The sequence below is a fragment of the Gordonia prachuapensis genome (genome assembly GCF_036350515.1).
Lineage (GTDB): Bacteria > Actinomycetota > Actinomycetes > Mycobacteriales > Mycobacteriaceae > Gordonia > Gordonia prachuapensis.
Genome location: NZ_JAZDUE010000011.1, coordinates 186,739 through 202,309, shown reverse-complemented (window position 1 = coordinate 202,309; position 15,571 = coordinate 186,739). Strand labels below are relative to the sequence as shown.

General features: G+C 67.2%; 13 protein-coding genes. 9 read left to right on the top strand and 4 right to left on the bottom strand.

Going from position 1 to position 15,571, the window contains the following annotated elements; all coding sequences use genetic code 11:
- The 3 genes from pth to V1Y59_RS14805 all read left to right on the top strand — a co-directional run.
- Nucleotides 1–396 (top strand): aminoacyl-tRNA hydrolase (pth, locus tag V1Y59_RS14815; protein ID WP_330505725.1); only part of this gene is annotated, 396 nt, incomplete at its 5' end.
- Nucleotides 397–469: 73 nt separating this feature from the next.
- Nucleotides 470–2,281, top strand: a complete 1,812-nt coding sequence (locus tag V1Y59_RS14810) for an SLC13 family permease (protein ID WP_330505724.1) — start codon at nt 470–472, stop codon at nt 2,279–2,281.
- 48 nt (nt 2,282–2,329) lie between these two features.
- A complete protein-coding gene (locus V1Y59_RS14805; RefSeq protein WP_330431675.1) occupies nt 2,330–3,394 on the top strand; it encodes a beta-ketoacyl-ACP synthase 3 in 1,065 nt (354 codons plus the stop codon).
- A gap of 199 nt (nt 3,395–3,593) precedes the next feature.
- Here the strand turns inward: V1Y59_RS14805 and V1Y59_RS14800 are convergent, their stop codons facing one another.
- Together V1Y59_RS14800 and V1Y59_RS14795 are read right to left on the bottom strand one after the other, a co-directional pair.
- Nucleotides 3,594–4,355 carry an ABC transporter permease gene (locus V1Y59_RS14800; protein ID WP_330505723.1) on the bottom strand — a complete coding sequence of 254 codons (762 nt, stop codon included), beginning with the start codon at nt 4,353–4,355 and terminating at the stop codon, nt 3,594–3,596.
- On the bottom strand, nt 4,352–5,377 hold the full coding sequence (locus V1Y59_RS14795) for an ATP-binding cassette domain-containing protein (RefSeq protein ID WP_330505722.1): 1,026 nt from the start codon (nt 5,375–5,377) through the stop codon (nt 4,352–4,354). The genes V1Y59_RS14800 and V1Y59_RS14795 overlap by 4 nt, the downstream gene beginning before the upstream one ends.
- A 286-nt stretch (nt 5,378–5,663) precedes the next feature.
- Here V1Y59_RS14795 and V1Y59_RS14790 point away from each other — a divergent pair, with 286 nt between their 5' ends.
- The 3 genes from V1Y59_RS14790 (at nt 5,664) to V1Y59_RS14780 (ending at nt 9,072) form a co-directional block, all read left to right on the top strand.
- Entirely contained in the window at nt 5,664–6,680 is a 1,017-nt protein-coding gene (locus V1Y59_RS14790) for a beta-ketoacyl-ACP synthase III (protein ID WP_330505721.1), read from the top strand.
- Between the two features lie 78 nt (nt 6,681–6,758).
- Nucleotides 6,759–8,372: a peptide chain release factor 3 gene (locus tag V1Y59_RS14785; RefSeq protein ID WP_330505720.1), complete on the top strand. Its 1,614-nt coding sequence runs from the start codon at nt 6,759–6,761 to the stop codon at nt 8,370–8,372.
- Nucleotides 8,373–8,379: 7 nt separating this feature from the next.
- The gene (locus V1Y59_RS14780; protein WP_330505719.1) at nt 8,380–9,072 is read left to right on the top strand and encodes a hypothetical protein; all 693 of its coding nucleotides are present in this window, start codon (nt 8,380–8,382) and stop codon (nt 9,070–9,072) included.
- Between the two features lie 11 nt (nt 9,073–9,083).
- On the opposite strand, the gene V1Y59_RS14775 is transcribed toward V1Y59_RS14780, so the two are convergent.
- A complete protein-coding gene (locus tag V1Y59_RS14775) occupies nt 9,084–10,088 on the bottom strand; it encodes an enoyl-CoA hydratase/isomerase family protein (RefSeq protein ID WP_330505718.1) in 1,005 nt (334 codons plus the stop codon).
- Between the two features lie 187 nt (nt 10,089–10,275).
- Between V1Y59_RS14775 and V1Y59_RS14770 the strand changes: the two genes are divergently transcribed.
- Nucleotides 10,276–11,844 (top strand): ABC-F family ATP-binding cassette domain-containing protein, encoded by a 1,569-nt coding sequence (locus V1Y59_RS14770; protein WP_330505717.1) that lies wholly within the window; start codon nt 10,276–10,278, stop codon nt 11,842–11,844.
- Between the two features lie 24 nt (nt 11,845–11,868).
- Here V1Y59_RS14770 and V1Y59_RS14765 read toward each other — a convergent pair whose 3' ends face one another.
- Complete coding sequence (locus V1Y59_RS14765) at nt 11,869–13,410, bottom strand: HNH endonuclease signature motif containing protein (protein WP_330505716.1); 1,542 nt, start codon at nt 13,408–13,410, stop codon at nt 11,869–11,871.
- A 226-nt stretch (nt 13,411–13,636) separates the two neighbouring features.
- Between V1Y59_RS14765 and V1Y59_RS14760 the strand changes: the two genes are divergently transcribed.
- Both V1Y59_RS14760 and V1Y59_RS14755 read left to right on the top strand, forming a co-directional pair.
- Nucleotides 13,637–14,458 (top strand): alpha/beta fold hydrolase, encoded by an 822-nt coding sequence (locus tag V1Y59_RS14760; RefSeq protein WP_330505715.1) that lies wholly within the window; start codon nt 13,637–13,639, stop codon nt 14,456–14,458.
- A gap of 187 nt (nt 14,459–14,645) precedes the next feature.
- Nucleotides 14,646–15,560, top strand: a complete 915-nt coding sequence (locus tag V1Y59_RS14755; protein WP_330505714.1) for an SGNH/GDSL hydrolase family protein — start codon at nt 14,646–14,648, stop codon at nt 15,558–15,560.
- The last annotated feature ends 11 nt before the right edge of the window (nt 15,561–15,571 follow it).

The following is a 15,571-nucleotide window of genomic DNA, read 5'->3' as shown; positions in this document are numbered from 1 at the left end:
CTCGTCGCCAAGCCGCGCTGCTACATGAATGAGTCCGGCCGTCAGATCGGACCGCTCGCCAAGTTCTACTCCGTGGGCCCCGAGGACCTGATCGTCCTGCACGACGAACTCGACATCGACTTCGGGTCGGTCCGCCTCAAGCGCGGCGGCGGCGAAGGCGGCCACAACGGTCTCCGGTCGATCAGTCAGTCGATCGGTTCGCGTGACTACCTGCGGGTAAGGCTGGGCATCGGCCGGCCCCCCGGCCGCCAGGACCCGGCCGACTTCGTGCTCAAACCCTTTCCCTCGGCCGCACGCACCGAGGTCGAACTGCTGATCGGGCACGGCGCCGACGCCACCGAACTCCTCGTCTCCGACGGGCTGGAGTCGGCGCAGAACACCGTCCACGCCTGGTGAGGCCGCCTCGGCCGTCCTGACCTGAGCGGTGACATCGACTGCGCGGGCGATGCGGTGATGCAACGATGAGACGGTGTCCGACGCCACGTTGAGCCTGATCATCCTCGCGGTCACCATCGTCGCCTTCGTCTGGAATCGACTGCCGGTCGGTGTGGTGGCCATCGCCTCCGCGCTGGCGTTGTACTTCTTCGGCCTGATCGACCTCGACGGCCTGACAGCCGGTCTGGGACAGAGCGTCATCGTGTTCATCGCGGCACTCTTCGTCGTGAGCGAGGGTCTCGAGGCCTCCGGGATCACCGCGTGGGCCGGCCAACTCCTGACCCGGCTGGCCGGAACCGGGCGCGTTCGGGTGCTGGCCGCCATCGCCGTCCTCTCGGCCATCCTGGCCGCACTGATCACCATCAACGGGGCCGCCGCTGCGCTGGTCCCGGTGACCGTCGCCGTGGCCCGCCACGCCGGGATGTTGCCGTCCAAGGTGCTCATCCCGCTCGCCTACGCCTGCAGCGCCGGATCGATGCTGACACTGAGCGGGAGTCCGGTGAACGTCATCGTCAACGATGCGGCCCGTGATGCCACCGGCGACGGCTTCGGCTACTTCGAGTTCGGCTTCATCGGTGTCCCGCTGCTCATCGTCACCTTCGGTGTGATCGCGCTGTTGGGCGACCGGTTGCTGCCGGAGCGGCAGTCCACTACGCTCCCGGCCGATTTCAGCAACTACCTCGGCACCGTCGTCGACCACTACGGACTCGGTCAGCGCATCTACCGGCTGCACGTCGGCGCCGAATCGTCCTGTGTGGGTGCGGACCCGCGCGAGGTCGTCTCGTCCGACACCGGGGTGGTGTCGATCGCCGCGCAGGGCGGCCTGGGTGCCGGGCTACTCGAGTCGGGCCAGAAGCTCCGGGACGGCGACGTGCTGGTGGTCTCCGGATCCGGGACCGCGGTCGACGAGTACGCCCGCGCGCACGACCTCACCGTCGAGGACGTCGCCGGTCGTCATGCCCAGGGCGGCCGGCTCGTCGACCGCGACGCCGGCGTCAGCGAGATCGTCGTCCCACCACGGTCGGAATGGATCGGCGCCACCGTGTGCCCAGGCATGGTCCGCCCGGAAGACGGTCTGCTGGTGATGTCGATCCGTCGCCGCAACAAGGACGTCGGGCACCGGGCGGTCGAACTCGTCGAGGGCGACACAATGCTGGTGCACGGACCGTGGCGCGCGATCGATGCGCTGTCCGAGAACTCTCAGGTCCTCGTGGTGGGCTCATCGGAACAGCTGCGCCGGCAAACCGTCGCTCTCGGTCACAGTGCACCCCGCGCCGGCATCATTCTCGTGGCGATGATCGCGCTGCTGGCATCCGGTGTGGTGGCACCGGTGGTCGCGGGCCTGCTCGGCGCGGTGGCGATGGTCGTGACGAAGGTGGTCACGTCGGAACAGGCCTACCGCGCCATCTCCTGGCCGACCGTCGTGCTGATCGCCGCGCTGATCCCCATGTCCACCGCGATCACCGACAGCGGCGGCGCGGAGATGATCGCCGAACCCATCGTCAACCTGGTGGCCGACCGCAGCGCCTATCTGCTGTTGATCGTGCTGTTCCTGCTGACCGCGCTGCTGGGCCAGTTCATCAGCAACGCCGCCACGACGCTGATCGTGATCCCAATCGCGCTCGCCGCGGCCGCCGACATCGGCGTCGACCCGATGCCCATCCTGATGCTGGTGTGCACTGCCGCCGCCGCAGCGGTGCTCACCCCCATCGCCACCCCGGCCAACATGATCGTGATGAACCCCGGCGGCTACCGATTCGGGGACTACTGGCGGCTCGGATCGGTCGTCATGGTGTGCTGGCTGGTCATCGCTGTGCTGTTGATCCCGGTGTTCTGGCCGCTCTGATCGGGCAGCGCCTACAATCGCACAGTCCGATCGACGAGGAACGGAGTCATCGTGGGGATTGCGGCGAACACCGGACATCAGAATGTCGCGATGCTGGGCATCGGCGCGTACCGCCCACGCCGCCTGGTGTCCAACGACGAGGTGTGCGAGGTTCTCGACTCCTCGGACGAATGGATCTTCGAGCGCAGCGGCATCCGTAACCGCCGCTGGATCAGCGGCGACGAGTCGGCCCGATCGATGGCCGCGTCCGCTGCGGAGCGGGCGATCCGGAACTCCGGGGTGCCCAAGGAGAAGATCGGCGCTCTCATCCTGGCGACGAACAGCTGGAAGACCAAGATCCCGCACGGCGGGCCGATCGTCGCTTTCGACATCGGGCTCAACGGCATCCCCGCCTACGACGTCGCCGCGGGCTGCGGCGGATTCGGCTACGGCCTCGGCATCGCCGCCGACACGGTGCGTGCCGGTTCGGCGGAGTACGTTCTCGTCGTCGGTGTCGAGACGATGTCGGTGGTGATGGAGCCGACCGACCGCGACACCGCCTTCATCTTCGGCGACGGAGCGGGCGCGGTGGTGGTCGGACCCAGCGACGCCAACGGCATCTCCCCCACCGTCTGGGGCAGCGACGGCGAGAACGCCGAGGCCATCGGCCAGAACTACGACATCCCTGAGTACATGGACCGCGCGCAGGAGTATCAGCACAAGGACCCCGCGACCGATCCGGTCGGCCGGATGGTCGTCACGATGCAGGGGCCGCGCGTGTTCCGCTGGGCCGCGATCACCTTGCCGAAGGCCTTGACCACGGTGCTGGAGACCTCCGGCGTCGGCATCGAGGGCATCGAAGTGTTCGTCCCCCACCAGGCCAACGCCCGGATCAACGAACTGATGAAGAAGAACCTCGGGCTCGCCGACGAGATCCCGATGGCGAACGACATCGAGAACACCGGGAACACGTCGGCGGCGTCGATCCCGCTCGCCATGGAGGAGATGCTCGCGACCGGAAAGGCCAAGGGCGGCCAGACCGCTCTGCTCCTCGGTTTCGGCGCCGGACTCAGCTATGCCGGGGCTGTCGTGACGCTGCCGCCGGCGCCGAACGAGACCAGTTTCGACGAGTAGCGCGGCGAATCCCTTCCGCCGATCGAGTAGCCCGGCGACCTTTCCGTTGATCGAGTAGCTCGGAGCGCTAGCGGAGGGCGTATCGAGATCCCCTTCAGCCGAAAAGGTTTCGATACGCCGGCTCACTTCGTTCGCGCGGCTACTCAACCAACGAATATGGGCACCCTCGCGCGGCTACTCAACCGACGGATGCGGGGACCTACGCATTCTCCTTACGGAACACCGCGGTGCCCCACCAGGTTCCGAGCGCCCCGAGGATGACGGCGGTGACGAGTCCCCAGAAGACGTTGGACGACACGATGTCTCCGGCGAACGAGTCACGGACGCCGTCGACGATCCAGCGGAACGGCATGAAGTCACTCAGTCGTTGCAGCCAGGTCGGGCCGAGGGTCATCGGCAGCAGGATTCCCGACAACAGCAGCACCGGCATCATGATCATGTTGATCACCGGAGCCATCACGTCTTCACTCTTCGTGGTGAGCGCCAACGCATTCGACGCGGCGGCACACGCCCCGCCGACGATCATGGTGATCACTATGCCGACGACGATGCCGACGAACGATCCGCGCATCCCCATCAGCAGACCGAGCACCACCAGGATGACGGCCTGCACGAACAGCTGCAGGACGTCACGCATGAGCCGACCGGTGAGCAGCGCGGTGCGGCTTGCAGGTGTGACCCGTTCGGCCTCGATGACCCCCTCACGCCACTCGCCGATCAGGCTGAACCCTGCGAAGAACGCACCGAAGATGCCCAACTGCACCAAGAGCCCGGGCACCAGGAACGTGTAGGCGTTGTCGGCGCCACCGGGGAACTGACTCACCAGCGGGGTGAGCAGCGGTCCGAACAGGACGAGGTAGAGGACCGGCTGCATCACACCGATCAGCACCCACGCCGGGTTCCGGAGATTCATCCGGATCTGCCGCCGGAACACGATGTTGCTCTCACGTACAAATGTCATGACTGCGAGACCCCCTGTGCTGGAACTTGTTCGACGACCACGTCGTCGTCGGTGGACTGTTCGTCCTGCGCATCACGCAGCGACCGGCCGGTGAGGGTGAGGAACACGTCGTCGAGCGTGGGCCGGATGACCTCGATGGAATCGAGCGAGACACCGGCGGCATCCAGGTCGCGGAGCAATCCGGGTACCTCGCGGCCGGCGCGACGGACGCGCCCGCGGACGTGTCGCCCGTCGGTCTCGACCTCGGTGGCGATCGTCGCGAGCTTCTCCGACGACACCGACACGACCGCGTTGTCGGAGATCTCGAGGTCGACCAGGTCGCCGGACACCTGCGCCTTGAGGTTGTCGGGGGTGTCGGCCGCGACGATGCGGCCATTGTCGATGATCAGGATCCGGTCGGAGAGTTCGTCGGCCTCGTCGAGGTAGTGGGTGGTGAGGAAGACCGTGGCACCGTTGTCGGTGCGCAGTCGCCGGATGTGATCCCACAGGTTCGCCCGGGCCTGCGGGTCCAGACCGGTGGTCGGTTCGTCGAGGAACACCAGGGTCGGATCGTGGACGAGGCCCATCACGATGTCGAGCCGCCGCTTCTGGCCGCCGGACATGTTCTTGGGCATGCGCTCCCACAGCCCGTCGAGTTGCAGCTGGGTGAAGAGTTCCTTGCCCCGCGTCGTCGCCCGCGATCGCGACATGCCGTAGAGCATGCCGTGATCGACCACCTCATCCCCGGCCTGGGCCTGGCTGAACGTCCCGCCCGCCTGCGAGACGTACCCGATGCTGCGCCGCACCATCACCGACTCGCGAACCACGTCGTAGCCGTTCACCGTCGCGGTGCCGGCAGTGGGTCGCAGCAGGGTTGTCAACATCCGCAGGGTCGTGGTCTTCCCTGCCCCGTTCGGGCCGAGAAACCCCACCACCTCACCTTCGGCGATGTCGAGGTCGACGCCGTCGACGGCCCTGACCTCACGTTTCTGTCTGCCACGGCCCGTCTGGAAAGTCTGGACCAAACCCCGTGCGTGGATCATCGCGTCTCCTCGTCTCGATCCCGGTCAGGCGTGCCAGGCACACCTGTGGTCACTACGCTTATCGGTGGTCGGCGACGAAATCCGACGACGCCACCCCGTATTCGATCTGATTGCCCACTAAGAGTCCATCGAATAACGGTCAACTGCTGTCCTCGTTCACACCGCTGCGGCCGACGGAATCATCGAGGCGACTCCCGACCGGTCATCCGATCGTCCGGGGCCTACTTCCGAGTACGGCGCGGATGTGAGACCGTCTATGGCGGGTCGCATAGGGAAAGGGACACGCATGGCTGTCATCGCGGACACCGCCGGGGTCAACAACATCGGCATGCTCGGTATCGGCGCCTATCGACCCGAACGGGTCGTCACCAACGACGAGATCTGCGAGCACATCGACTCGTCGGACGAGTGGATCTACACACGAACGGGCATCAAGACCCGTCGGTTCGCCCGGCGCGACGAGGACGTCACCGAGATGGCCGTCCATGCGGGCCGAACCGCGATCGCCAACGCGTTGCTGTCCGGCTCCGACATCGATGCGGTCATCCTCGCCACCAACACCCACCTGCTGTTGACGCCGGCGGGCGCCACCAAGGTCGCGACCGAACTGGGCGCCAACGGGGTCCCGGCCTTCGACGTGACCGTCGGTTGCGCCGGCTTCGGCTACGGCATGGCGCTGGCCTCGGACATGGTTCGCGGCGGAAGCGCCACCCACGTGCTGGTCATCGGCGCGGAGCAGCTCTCGGTCACCCTCGACATGACCGATCGCAGCAACTGCTTCATCTTCGGCGACGGCGCCGGTGCCGTGGTGGTGGGCCCGACCGAGGATCAGCAGCTCGGACCGGTCATCTGGGGCAGCGACGGTTCGCAGTTCGACGCTATTCGCCAGGACATCGACTGGGTGACCTTCCTCGACGGCGATCGGGTGCAGCGGCCGTACGTGCGGCTGCAGGGCACCGCGGTGTTCCGCTGGGCCGCCTTCGAGATGGGCAAGGTCGCGCAGCGTGCCCTCGAGGCCGCGAAGATCGGTTCCGAGGACGTCGACGTCTTCGTCCCGCACCAGGCCAACACCCGCATCAACGACCTGCTCGCCAAGACCCTGCACCTGCGCGAAGGCGTCCCCGTCGCCAACGACATCGAACACACCGGCAACACCTCCGCAGCGTCGATCCCGCTCGCCATGGAGGAGCTGCTGTCCACGGGTGCCGCCAAGCCGGGTGACACCGCTCTGCTCCTCGGCTACGGCGCCGGCCTGAGCTACGCCGCGCAGGTCGTCAAGATGCCTCCGGTTCCGTTCGAGTAGGCGCGACTCCGTCTCGGTGCATTTTTCCGGTTCCGGCTGATTTTGCCCGGTGATCAGCACGGACGGTAGCCTCGTCGGGTGAGTTCTGACGCTGCCACCGTGTCCCGCGAGGTGAAGCGGCGACGCACCTTCGCCATCATCAGTCATCCCGACGCCGGTAAGTCGACGATGACCGAGGCGTTGGCGCTGCACGCCCGCATGATCAGCGAGGCGGGCGCCATCCATGGCAAGGCCGGGCGTAAGTCGACGGTCTCGGACTGGATGGAGATGGAGAAGGCGCGCGGCATCTCCGTCAGTTCGACAGCACTGCAGTTCAACTATGCGGCCGAGGTCGCCGACGACGACGTCCCCAACGTGATCAACCTGGTCGACACCCCCGGTCACGCCGACTTCTCCGAGGACACCTATCGGGTGCTGACGGCAGTCGACGCGGCCGTCATGCTGATCGACGCCGCCAAGGGCCTCGAGCCGCAGACCCTCAAGCTGTTCCAGGTCTGCCGCCATCGCGGCATCCCGATCATCACGGTGATCAACAAGTGGGACCGCCCGGGCCAGACACCGCTGGAACTCATCGACGAGATCACCGAACGCATCGGCCTCATCCCGACACCGCTGTACTTCCCCGTCGGCATCGCCGGCGATTTCCGCGGTCTGCTGGATCGTCGTACCGGTCAGTACATCCGTTTCACGCGCACGGCAGGCGGCGCGAAGGTCGCGCCCGAGGAGATCCTCGACGCCGCCGCAGCCGAGTCCCGTGAGGGTGACGAGTGGACCGCCGCACTCGAGGAGAGTGAACTCCTCGGTGAGATGGGACAGGATCACGACCAGGAGATGTTCCTCGCAGGTCAGACCTCCCCGATGATCTTTGCGTCCGCGATGCTGAATTTCGGTGTGCGCCAACTGCTCGAGACACTCGTCGAACTCGCCCCGGCACCCGCCGGGCGCGACGACGTCGACGGTGCGGTTCGCGAGGTCACCGATCCGTTCAGCGCGGTCGTGTTCAAGGTCCAGGCCGGCATGGACACCAGTCATCGAGATCGTCTGGCCTACATGCGGATCGTGTCGGGCGAGTTCGAACGCGGCATGGTCGTGACGCATGCGCAGACCGGAAAACCGTTCGCCACCAAGTACGCCCAGGCTGTATTCGGCCGAGACCGTTCGACGGTCGACCTCGCCTACCCGGGCGACGTGGTCGGTCTGGTCAACGCGATGGCATTGGCGCCCGGCGACACGCTGTTCATCGACTCGAAGGTGCAGTTCCCGCCGATCCCGTCCTTTGCGCCCGAACACTTCTCGGCGATCCGGGTCAACACCGCCGACAAGTACAAGCAGTTCCGCAAGGCCATGGACCAGCTCGACAGCGAGGGTGTCGTCCAGGTCCTGCGCAACGACCTGCGGGGCGACGCATCGCCGGTCCTGGCCGCGGTGGGTCCGATGCAGTTCGAGGTCGTCACCGCCCGGATGAAATCCGAGTTCAACGTCGACACCACCATCGAACCGCTCGGCTACTCATTGGCCCGCCGTACCGACGCCGACAGCGCCGTCGAGCTCGGCCGTCAGCGCGGCGTCGAGGTGTTCACCCGCACCGACGGCGCGATGCTGGCGCTGTTCAGCGATAAGTGGCGTCTGCAGTTCGTCCAGAAGGAACACCCCGACCTGACGCTCGAACCCCTTGTCGCCACCGCGGACTGACGCATCGATGGGACGCACCGCACGATGGGTGGCTGCGGGCACCGCCTCGCTGGCGACGTCGGTTCTGCTGGCCGGCTGCGGCGGATCCGACAGCACCGACCCGCCCGCGTCGTCGGCCATGGCCTCCGCCCAGCGGGCACAGGCCGCCCGCGTCGACGCCGGGCAATGCACCCGAGAGCCGGCCGACGGCCGGATCGACCGGGCCGGTCACGGACTCGAATTCCGTTCCGGCAGAATGTATGCCGCAATCACCCCGGCCGAGGGTGGGGACCCGGCCTGCTATCGATTCACCCGCTGGGGCAATCCGAATCCGGCGGTCCCACCGGACAGTCTGCTGTTCGTGTTCACCGGACCCGGCACCGACGGCGCCCAGATCGAGTTCCTGGTGGGCGATCTCACCGGCGGTGTGCTGCCTCCGATCGGCGGCGTCCGCCCGAGGGTGGGTCCGCTGGAGCGCCCGATCAACTCGACCGTGGGTGTCTCGCTGGGCGGGGTCCATCACCGCTCGACGTCGTGTCCGCTGGAGATCTCGGCCATGTCCTCCGACGGCGCGGCGGCGAGCTTCACGTGTGCCGCGGCCACCCGGAGCGACGCCGATCCGTTCGCTCCCGACGACGACGTCTCCTACGACGCCGACGGGGACGCAACGGTTCCCGCAGAGGAGGTCACGATCTCGGGGTGGTTCGAACTCAACCCGTGATGTGTCGTCGGTCAGCCGAGACCGACGATCCGCGCGACCAGCTCGGGATCGACCTCGTCGATGGACGGCGGATCGAACCGCGGGTCGCGGTCCTTGTCCACCAGTACGGCGCGCACGCCTTCGACGAAGTCGTGCGTGGTCGTGATCTGTTCGGCCGCATGGAGTTCTCGTTCCAGGCATTCGTCGAGCATCGAGCGTGCTCCTTCGGTGATCATCGCGGCGGCGACGACGAGACTGGTCGGCGAGGCAGTGTCGATCCGCGCCACCATCTGCTCGGCCCATTCGTCACCGACGGCCCCGCGCAGTCCGCCGACGATGCCCGGAACGTTGTCGTCGGCGAAGTACTCCTTGATGTGCTGCAGCGGCAGCGTACATGCGGGACGGTCGGGTCCACCGCCGAGGACCTCGATGAGCGGGGCACCCAGGCGGATCTGCTCGGCCACCGCACCGATGTGGGCGGATTCGACGAAATGTGTTGCCAGCCCGACGTCGACGGCGTCGGCGCCGTGGACCCGCGCGCCGGTCAGGCCCATCCACATCCCGACCCCGTCGGGCAGTCGCGGCAGGAAGTAGGTCGACCCGACGTCGGGAACGAACCCGATCGCGGTCTCCGGCATGGCGATCACGGCTCGCTCGCTGACCACGCGGATCTCGCCGTGCACACTGACGCCCAGGCCGCCGCCCATCGCGGCGCCGTCGATGATGCTGACGTAGGGCTTCGGATAGTCGGCCACTAGTTGGTCGAGGCGATACTCGCCGGCGAAGTACCGGCTGATCGCCGCATGATCCCCGGCGAGCGCGTGCTCGCGGATCGCCCGGATGTCACCGCCGGCACAGAAGGCCCGCTCACTCGACGACGTCACCAGCACGGTGTCGATCGCGTCGTCGTCACCCCATTCGGTGAGGACGCGATACATGTCGTCGATCATTCTCAGATCGAGGGCGTTGAGCGCGGTCGGCCGGTCGAGGACTATCTCGCCCACTCCGTTGCCGACCGAGGTGACGATGTTGGACATGAACGCCACGGTAGCCGTTCGGTGAGGTGCGAAACCTGTTGGCGGGATCCACCGACACCGCGTTATGGTGGATCGGTCGAGTTTCCCATCGTCGAGGAGTGATCACCGGTCATGCACAACTGAGGTAGGCAACCCCGCCCGCGTCGTCAAGGCGCCGAGGCGTCCGTCCACCACCTCAGGAGCATGAATGTCCGTATCCTCTGCGCAGCCGTCCCCCGCCATCACCCTGTCCGACGTCTCGTTCGGCTGGCCCGACGGCACGGTCGTCTTCGATCGTCTCTCCGTGACGATCCCCGATGCCGTGTACTCACTCGTCGGCGCCAACGGCGCCGGCAAGACCACCCTTCTCCGGCTCGTCGCCGGACTGCTCGTGCCGCGGCAGGGCAGCGTGTCCGTCCGAGGGGAAGTCGGCTATGTGACACAACAGCCACACGACGAACCCGACCACACCATCGCCGATGTCCTCGGGATGAGTGAGGTCCGGGAGGCGTTGCGCCGCATCGAAAAAGGTTCCGTGGAGCCGGACGATTTCACGATCGTCGGTGACGACTGGGATCTCGAGGAGCGCGCTACCGGCCAACTGTCCGCGCTCGGGCTCCCAGTCGACCTCGATCGCCGGGTCGGCTCGCTCTCCGGGGGCGAGGCGACACTGCTCGCCATCGTCGCGGCAACGGCCCGCCAACCCTCGGTGCTGCTCCTCGACGAACCGACGAACAACCTCGACGCCGCCTCCCGGACCCGACTCTTCGAGCTGATCGACCGGTTCCCGGGCACAGTCGTGGTGGTCAGCCACGATCTGGAGATGCTGGAACGGGTCGACGCCACCCTCGAGCTGTACCGCGGTGAGCTCCGCCTGTTCGGTGGCGCGTACTCGCACTACCGCGAGACGGTCGACGCCGAACAGGAAGCCGCCGAGTCCGCGGTCGCCAACGCGTCGGGAGATCTGCGCAAACAGCGTCGCGAGATGGTCGAGGCGCAGATCAAACTCGACCGCCGCAAACGCACCGCGGCCACCGCCGAACGCGAGAAGCGCGTCCCGAAGATCATCGCCCACCTGCGTCGTGATGCCGCGCAGGTGTCGGCGGGCAAGCTGCGCAACTCCCACCGCGACGACGTCACCGCCGCTGCGGCACGGCTGGATTCGGCGCGCGAACACATTCGAGACGACCGAACCGCACGGATCAGCATGCCGCCCGTCGAGTTGAGCTCGCACGCGCAGGTCATCGTCGACGACGAGTTCACCGTGGACGGGCCGGCGCGCGTCGCCCTCGTCGGACGCAACGGCGCCGGTAAGACGACCCGGATCGCGGAACTCGTCGCCGACGGTCGCATCGTGGTCCCGTTCGCTTATGTGCCCCAACAGATCACGTTCGATGATCCGCGCCAGTCGATCGCCGGCGCCATCGGCGACGCGCACCCCGATCTCTCCCCCCAGCAGATCCGGGCGCACCTGGCGAGGTTCCTGTTCCGCGGTTCGCGCGCCGACCGCCCGCTCGCGGACCTGTCCGGCGGGGAACGGCTGCGTGTCGCCCTGGCATCGAGCCTGGTGGCCGACCCCGCGCCGAAACTGCTCATCCTCGACGAACCCACCAACAACCTCGACATCGACACCACGGAAGAACTCGTGGATGCGCTGCGCCAGTGGACCGGCGCGTTGCTGGTGGTGTCCCACGACCGCGGGTTCCTCGACGCGGTCGGTGTCGAGCGGACCATCGAGATCGGTGTGGCCCCGGTCGGCGAGCGGGACAGAAGCTGATAGAACGAAACACCGACCAGCCGGTCAGAAGGGTGGTGGGTGCTGCTCGTTCCAGCATTCCATCGCTCGTTTGTCGGCACGTTTGACTGCCGCGCCGCGTTGGGCTCGGATGGTGTCGATGCGTTGTCGCGCGGGGTCGTCGGGTGGTCGGGTGGCGCGGGTCAGCGATTCGAACAGGTCACGACCGGTGAACGCATTGCCCAGATACGTGTGGCCGGTGGGTGATTGGAAGAACACCTCCCCGAGGGGATCCAGGTAGTCCCGCCACCCAGCAGCGAATGTCTTGATCCGATGATGAAAACGACACAGTGGCTTGAGGTTACGCGGATCGGTCGGGCCGCCCTCGGCATGCGGGACGGAGTGATCCACATCGGCGTGAAAGGCCCGGTTGTTGCAGCCGGGGAAGCTGCAACACAGCTCGCCGGAACGGATGAGGTCGGCGACCTTCCTGCTCGGCGCGTAACGCTCGACCTGCGCAGCATTCGCGTCGTCGGGGTGGACGTAGCAGCGTTTCGCCTCGCCGACCAGTGCCCGCGCGGTATCGGCATCGATCACACCCTGCCCGTCGAGAAACACCGGGTCGTCGTCGTGGCCGAGCAAGGTGCTCAGGTTCACCACGATGTGGAACGTCGGGCGAGGTGCCCCCGGATCGGACGTCGCGGTGGTGTCGGTCTCGGTGACCTCGGACTCTATGGTTTCGGAATCGGTGACAGTGGATTCATCTGCACCCGTCTCGATCTCGTCGCTGCCCGCGCAACAATCCTCACACTGGCAGGTGAGAGTGGTGGCGCCGTTGGCCAACGCGACCAACGCATCGGCGCGGCGCTGCGCAGCGGTGCGCGGGTCGCCGGGGTGGACTGCGGCGGCCATCGCGTTGAGTCGGGCATCGACAGCGGCAGCTTGATCGGCCGGCAGAGCGCCACCGATGCGCGCCTGGCCGGGAGTGTGGCGGTCGGGCCGGACGCTGATGTTGCGGTCCTTGTCGACCAGTTCACGACGCCGCCGGGTGGCTGCCGGATCGTTCTGGCCGATCAGTTTGTCGATCATCGCCAGGAAACGCGTCATCGACATCGGTTCACGGGTCTCGATCGCCTCGGCCATCAGTTTGTCGAGCAGATCCAGGTTCTCGGGTGTGCACAGACTGGTGCGCTTGACGACAACGAGGAATCGGGGCAGATCGATACGACCGGCACCCAGGGTCGCACCGGTGAACGGCAACTGATGGCGCAGCACACTGCCGGCCTCGATGAACGCTCGCGCCCGCGACGGTGGGATGGTCAGGGCCGCACCCACCTCGGCCACCGCCTGCTCGAGCCCGTTCGGCCCGTACTGGGCGCGGGGGTCCTCGCCGGCGGCGGCGCGCACCGCCAGGCGTTCCAGATCGGCCAACGAGGTGGATTCCTCCCCGAGCGCCGCCGCCAGACGCACCAGGTGGTCTTGCTCGCGTTCCTCGTGGATGAGGCTGGCCGCCTGCAGCATTCGATAATCGGCAGCCGCGCGCACCGCATTGCAGTGATGCAACACCTCGACCAGTTCGGTGGCCGAGTGCTGCTCATCCTCACCCATCTGGGCCAGAGGCTGCGCGGTCGATTGCGTGACACCAAGGTATCGGCACCCACCGACAAGTTCGGTCACGCAGGATGTCCGCACGTTCGACCTGTGGACAACCGGGGGCGGCTGCCGCGACACCTCGTCGTCACGCCCACGTCGCCGAAGCGACGCGACATCAGAATCGGAAACTGCGAGACTGCTTTCAGCCAGCGGACCGGTTACTGACACAGAGCGGACGAGAATGCAGAACCCTGACGACCCAGGCCGCCGACCGCCATGCGCGCACCAACGGCCTGCGAGCACTGCGCGGGGAATCATCGATATCGGTGATGACCCGGCCGCCGCCACCCCCGTCGTCCTGGTCCACGGACTCCGCGTCAGTGGCGCGGCCCTGCACCGCATCGCCGGCGGGATCACCGACAGGCCGGTGAGCACGCCGGATCTCCCCGGACACGGCACACGTGCAGCCGAGAAGTTCGGGATCGACGACGCGGTGAAGACCGTTCTCGCGGCGATCGACGAACTCGGCAGACCCGCGGTGGTTGCCGGGATGTCCCTCGGCGGGTACGTGGCGATGGCCACGGCCGGGCGCCACCCTGAGGCGGTGGCCGGACTGGTCGCGATGTGTGCGACGGCCCAGCCGAGTCGGCTCTACGCCGCCCCGTTCCAGGCGTTCGGCGCCGCGACCAGCGTCCTGCCCCGCCAGGCAGCCGCGATCAGCAAGGGACTCACCCGGCTCGCCGTCGGCGGTCGCGTTGCGCGCGATATGGAGGCCGGGGGTCTGGCGCTGCACTCCATCCGCGATGTCGTCGCCGAGCTCGCGGACTTCGATGCCCTCACCGAGGTCGCGCGCTACCCCGGCCCGATCGCCTTCGTCAACGGTGGATGGGATCAGTTCCGGGTCCACGAGCAGCGGTTCGGTGCCGTGTCATCGCGCGCCGAAGTCCACGTCATCCCACGGGCCAGTCACCTGTTCCCGCTGATCCAGCCGGCCGAGACCGCGACGATGATCACCGACTTCGCGCGCCGGTGTGACGAACTGCGGGTGGGCGGCCCTTCGTGACGCTCGGCTAGCGCCTCGCTCCTCAGGGACCGGTGGTGACGTCGGCGCCTCGCTCCTCAGGGACCGGTGGTGGCGTCGGCGCCTCGCTCCTCAGCTCAGGGACCGGTGGTGACGTCGCGACTCTCGTCACATACGAGTCGGGTCGTCCCCTAGAATCCCAGGGGACATCCAGGGGGTTTCGCCACACATGGGTTCTTCTCGACGGGTTCGGGTCGGAGTGCCGCGCATCCGACGCGGCATCATCGCGACGTTGACCACGGTTCTGACGGTGGTGACGCTGGCCGCGACAATATCGTCGGCACACGCGGCGCCGGAACCGACACCGGTCCGCTACACCGGTGGACCCTATGTCGCGATGGGTGATTCGCGCGCATCCGGCGGCTTCTTCACCCCGACGCCCGACTACTTCCTCGGGTGCAAACGCTCGGCGTTCAACTATCCCGCGGTCGTCGCGGTGATGACCCTACCGCGGCACTTCGTGGACACCTCGTGCGCCGGCGCACAGGCCCCGCACCTCTACCGGACCGCGCAGCGGACGAATGTCGGTGCCAAACCCCCGCAGCTGCACCTCGTCCCGCGCGACGCCCAGGTGATCACGGTCAGCATCGGCGGCAACGACATGCGGTGGGGTGCCATCCTCTCCCGGTGCAACACCGCTCCGCTGAACGATCGTCGGTGCCGGCACAATCCGCAGCTCGAGCAAGAGGTCCGCTGGCGCATCGCCCGCATGGAGAACCGGGTGACACCCGCCCTGCGCGCGATCCGGAAGAAGGCACCGCGCGCCCAGATCATCGTCGTGGGGATCGGCGGATTCATGGGTAATCACGGTTGCTGGCCGATGGTGCCGGTCAGTGATCCCGATGTCCGGTGGATGAACCGGGTGTTCGATCGGGCCGGCGACGCACTGCGCCGCGCCACCACCAAGGTCGACGGAACATTCATCGACGCCAACCGGCGGTCGGCCGGCCACGACCCGTGCAATCTGATCAACCCGTGGTACGAGAGTTCGTTGTCGAACGGCAGTATCGCCTACCCGTATCACATCAATCAGGCCGGAGCGATCGCGATCGCGTCGATGGTCAACGCCGCCATCCGCCGCTGATCCGCCGCGCC

Excerpts from the sequence above, each read along its gene's own strand:
- V1Y59_RS14800 (WP_330505723.1), bottom strand. The coding sequence starts at position 4,355 with ATGACATTTGTACGTGAGAGCAACATCGTGTTCCGGCGGCAGATCCGG.
- V1Y59_RS14795 (WP_330505722.1), bottom strand. The coding sequence starts at position 5,377 with ATGATCCACGCACGGGGTTTGGTCCAGACTTTCCAGACGGGCCGTGGC.
- V1Y59_RS14790 (WP_330505721.1), top strand. The coding sequence starts at position 5,664 with ATGGCTGTCATCGCGGACACCGCCGGGGTCAACAACATCGGCATGCTC.
- V1Y59_RS14780 (WP_330505719.1), top strand. The coding sequence starts at position 8,380 with ATGGGACGCACCGCACGATGGGTGGCTGCGGGCACCGCCTCGCTGGCG.
- V1Y59_RS14775 (WP_330505718.1), bottom strand. The coding sequence starts at position 10,088 with ATGTCCAACATCGTCACCTCGGTCGGCAACGGAGTGGGCGAGATAGTC.
- V1Y59_RS14770 (WP_330505717.1), top strand. The coding sequence starts at position 10,276 with ATGTCCGTATCCTCTGCGCAGCCGTCCCCCGCCATCACCCTGTCCGAC.
- V1Y59_RS14765 (WP_330505716.1), bottom strand. The coding sequence starts at position 13,410 with ATGGGTGAGGATGAGCAGCACTCGGCCACCGAACTGGTCGAGGTGTTG.
- V1Y59_RS14760 (WP_330505715.1), top strand. The coding sequence starts at position 13,637 with ATGCAGAACCCTGACGACCCAGGCCGCCGACCGCCATGCGCGCACCAA.
- V1Y59_RS14755 (WP_330505714.1), top strand. The coding sequence starts at position 14,646 with ATGGGTTCTTCTCGACGGGTTCGGGTCGGAGTGCCGCGCATCCGACGC.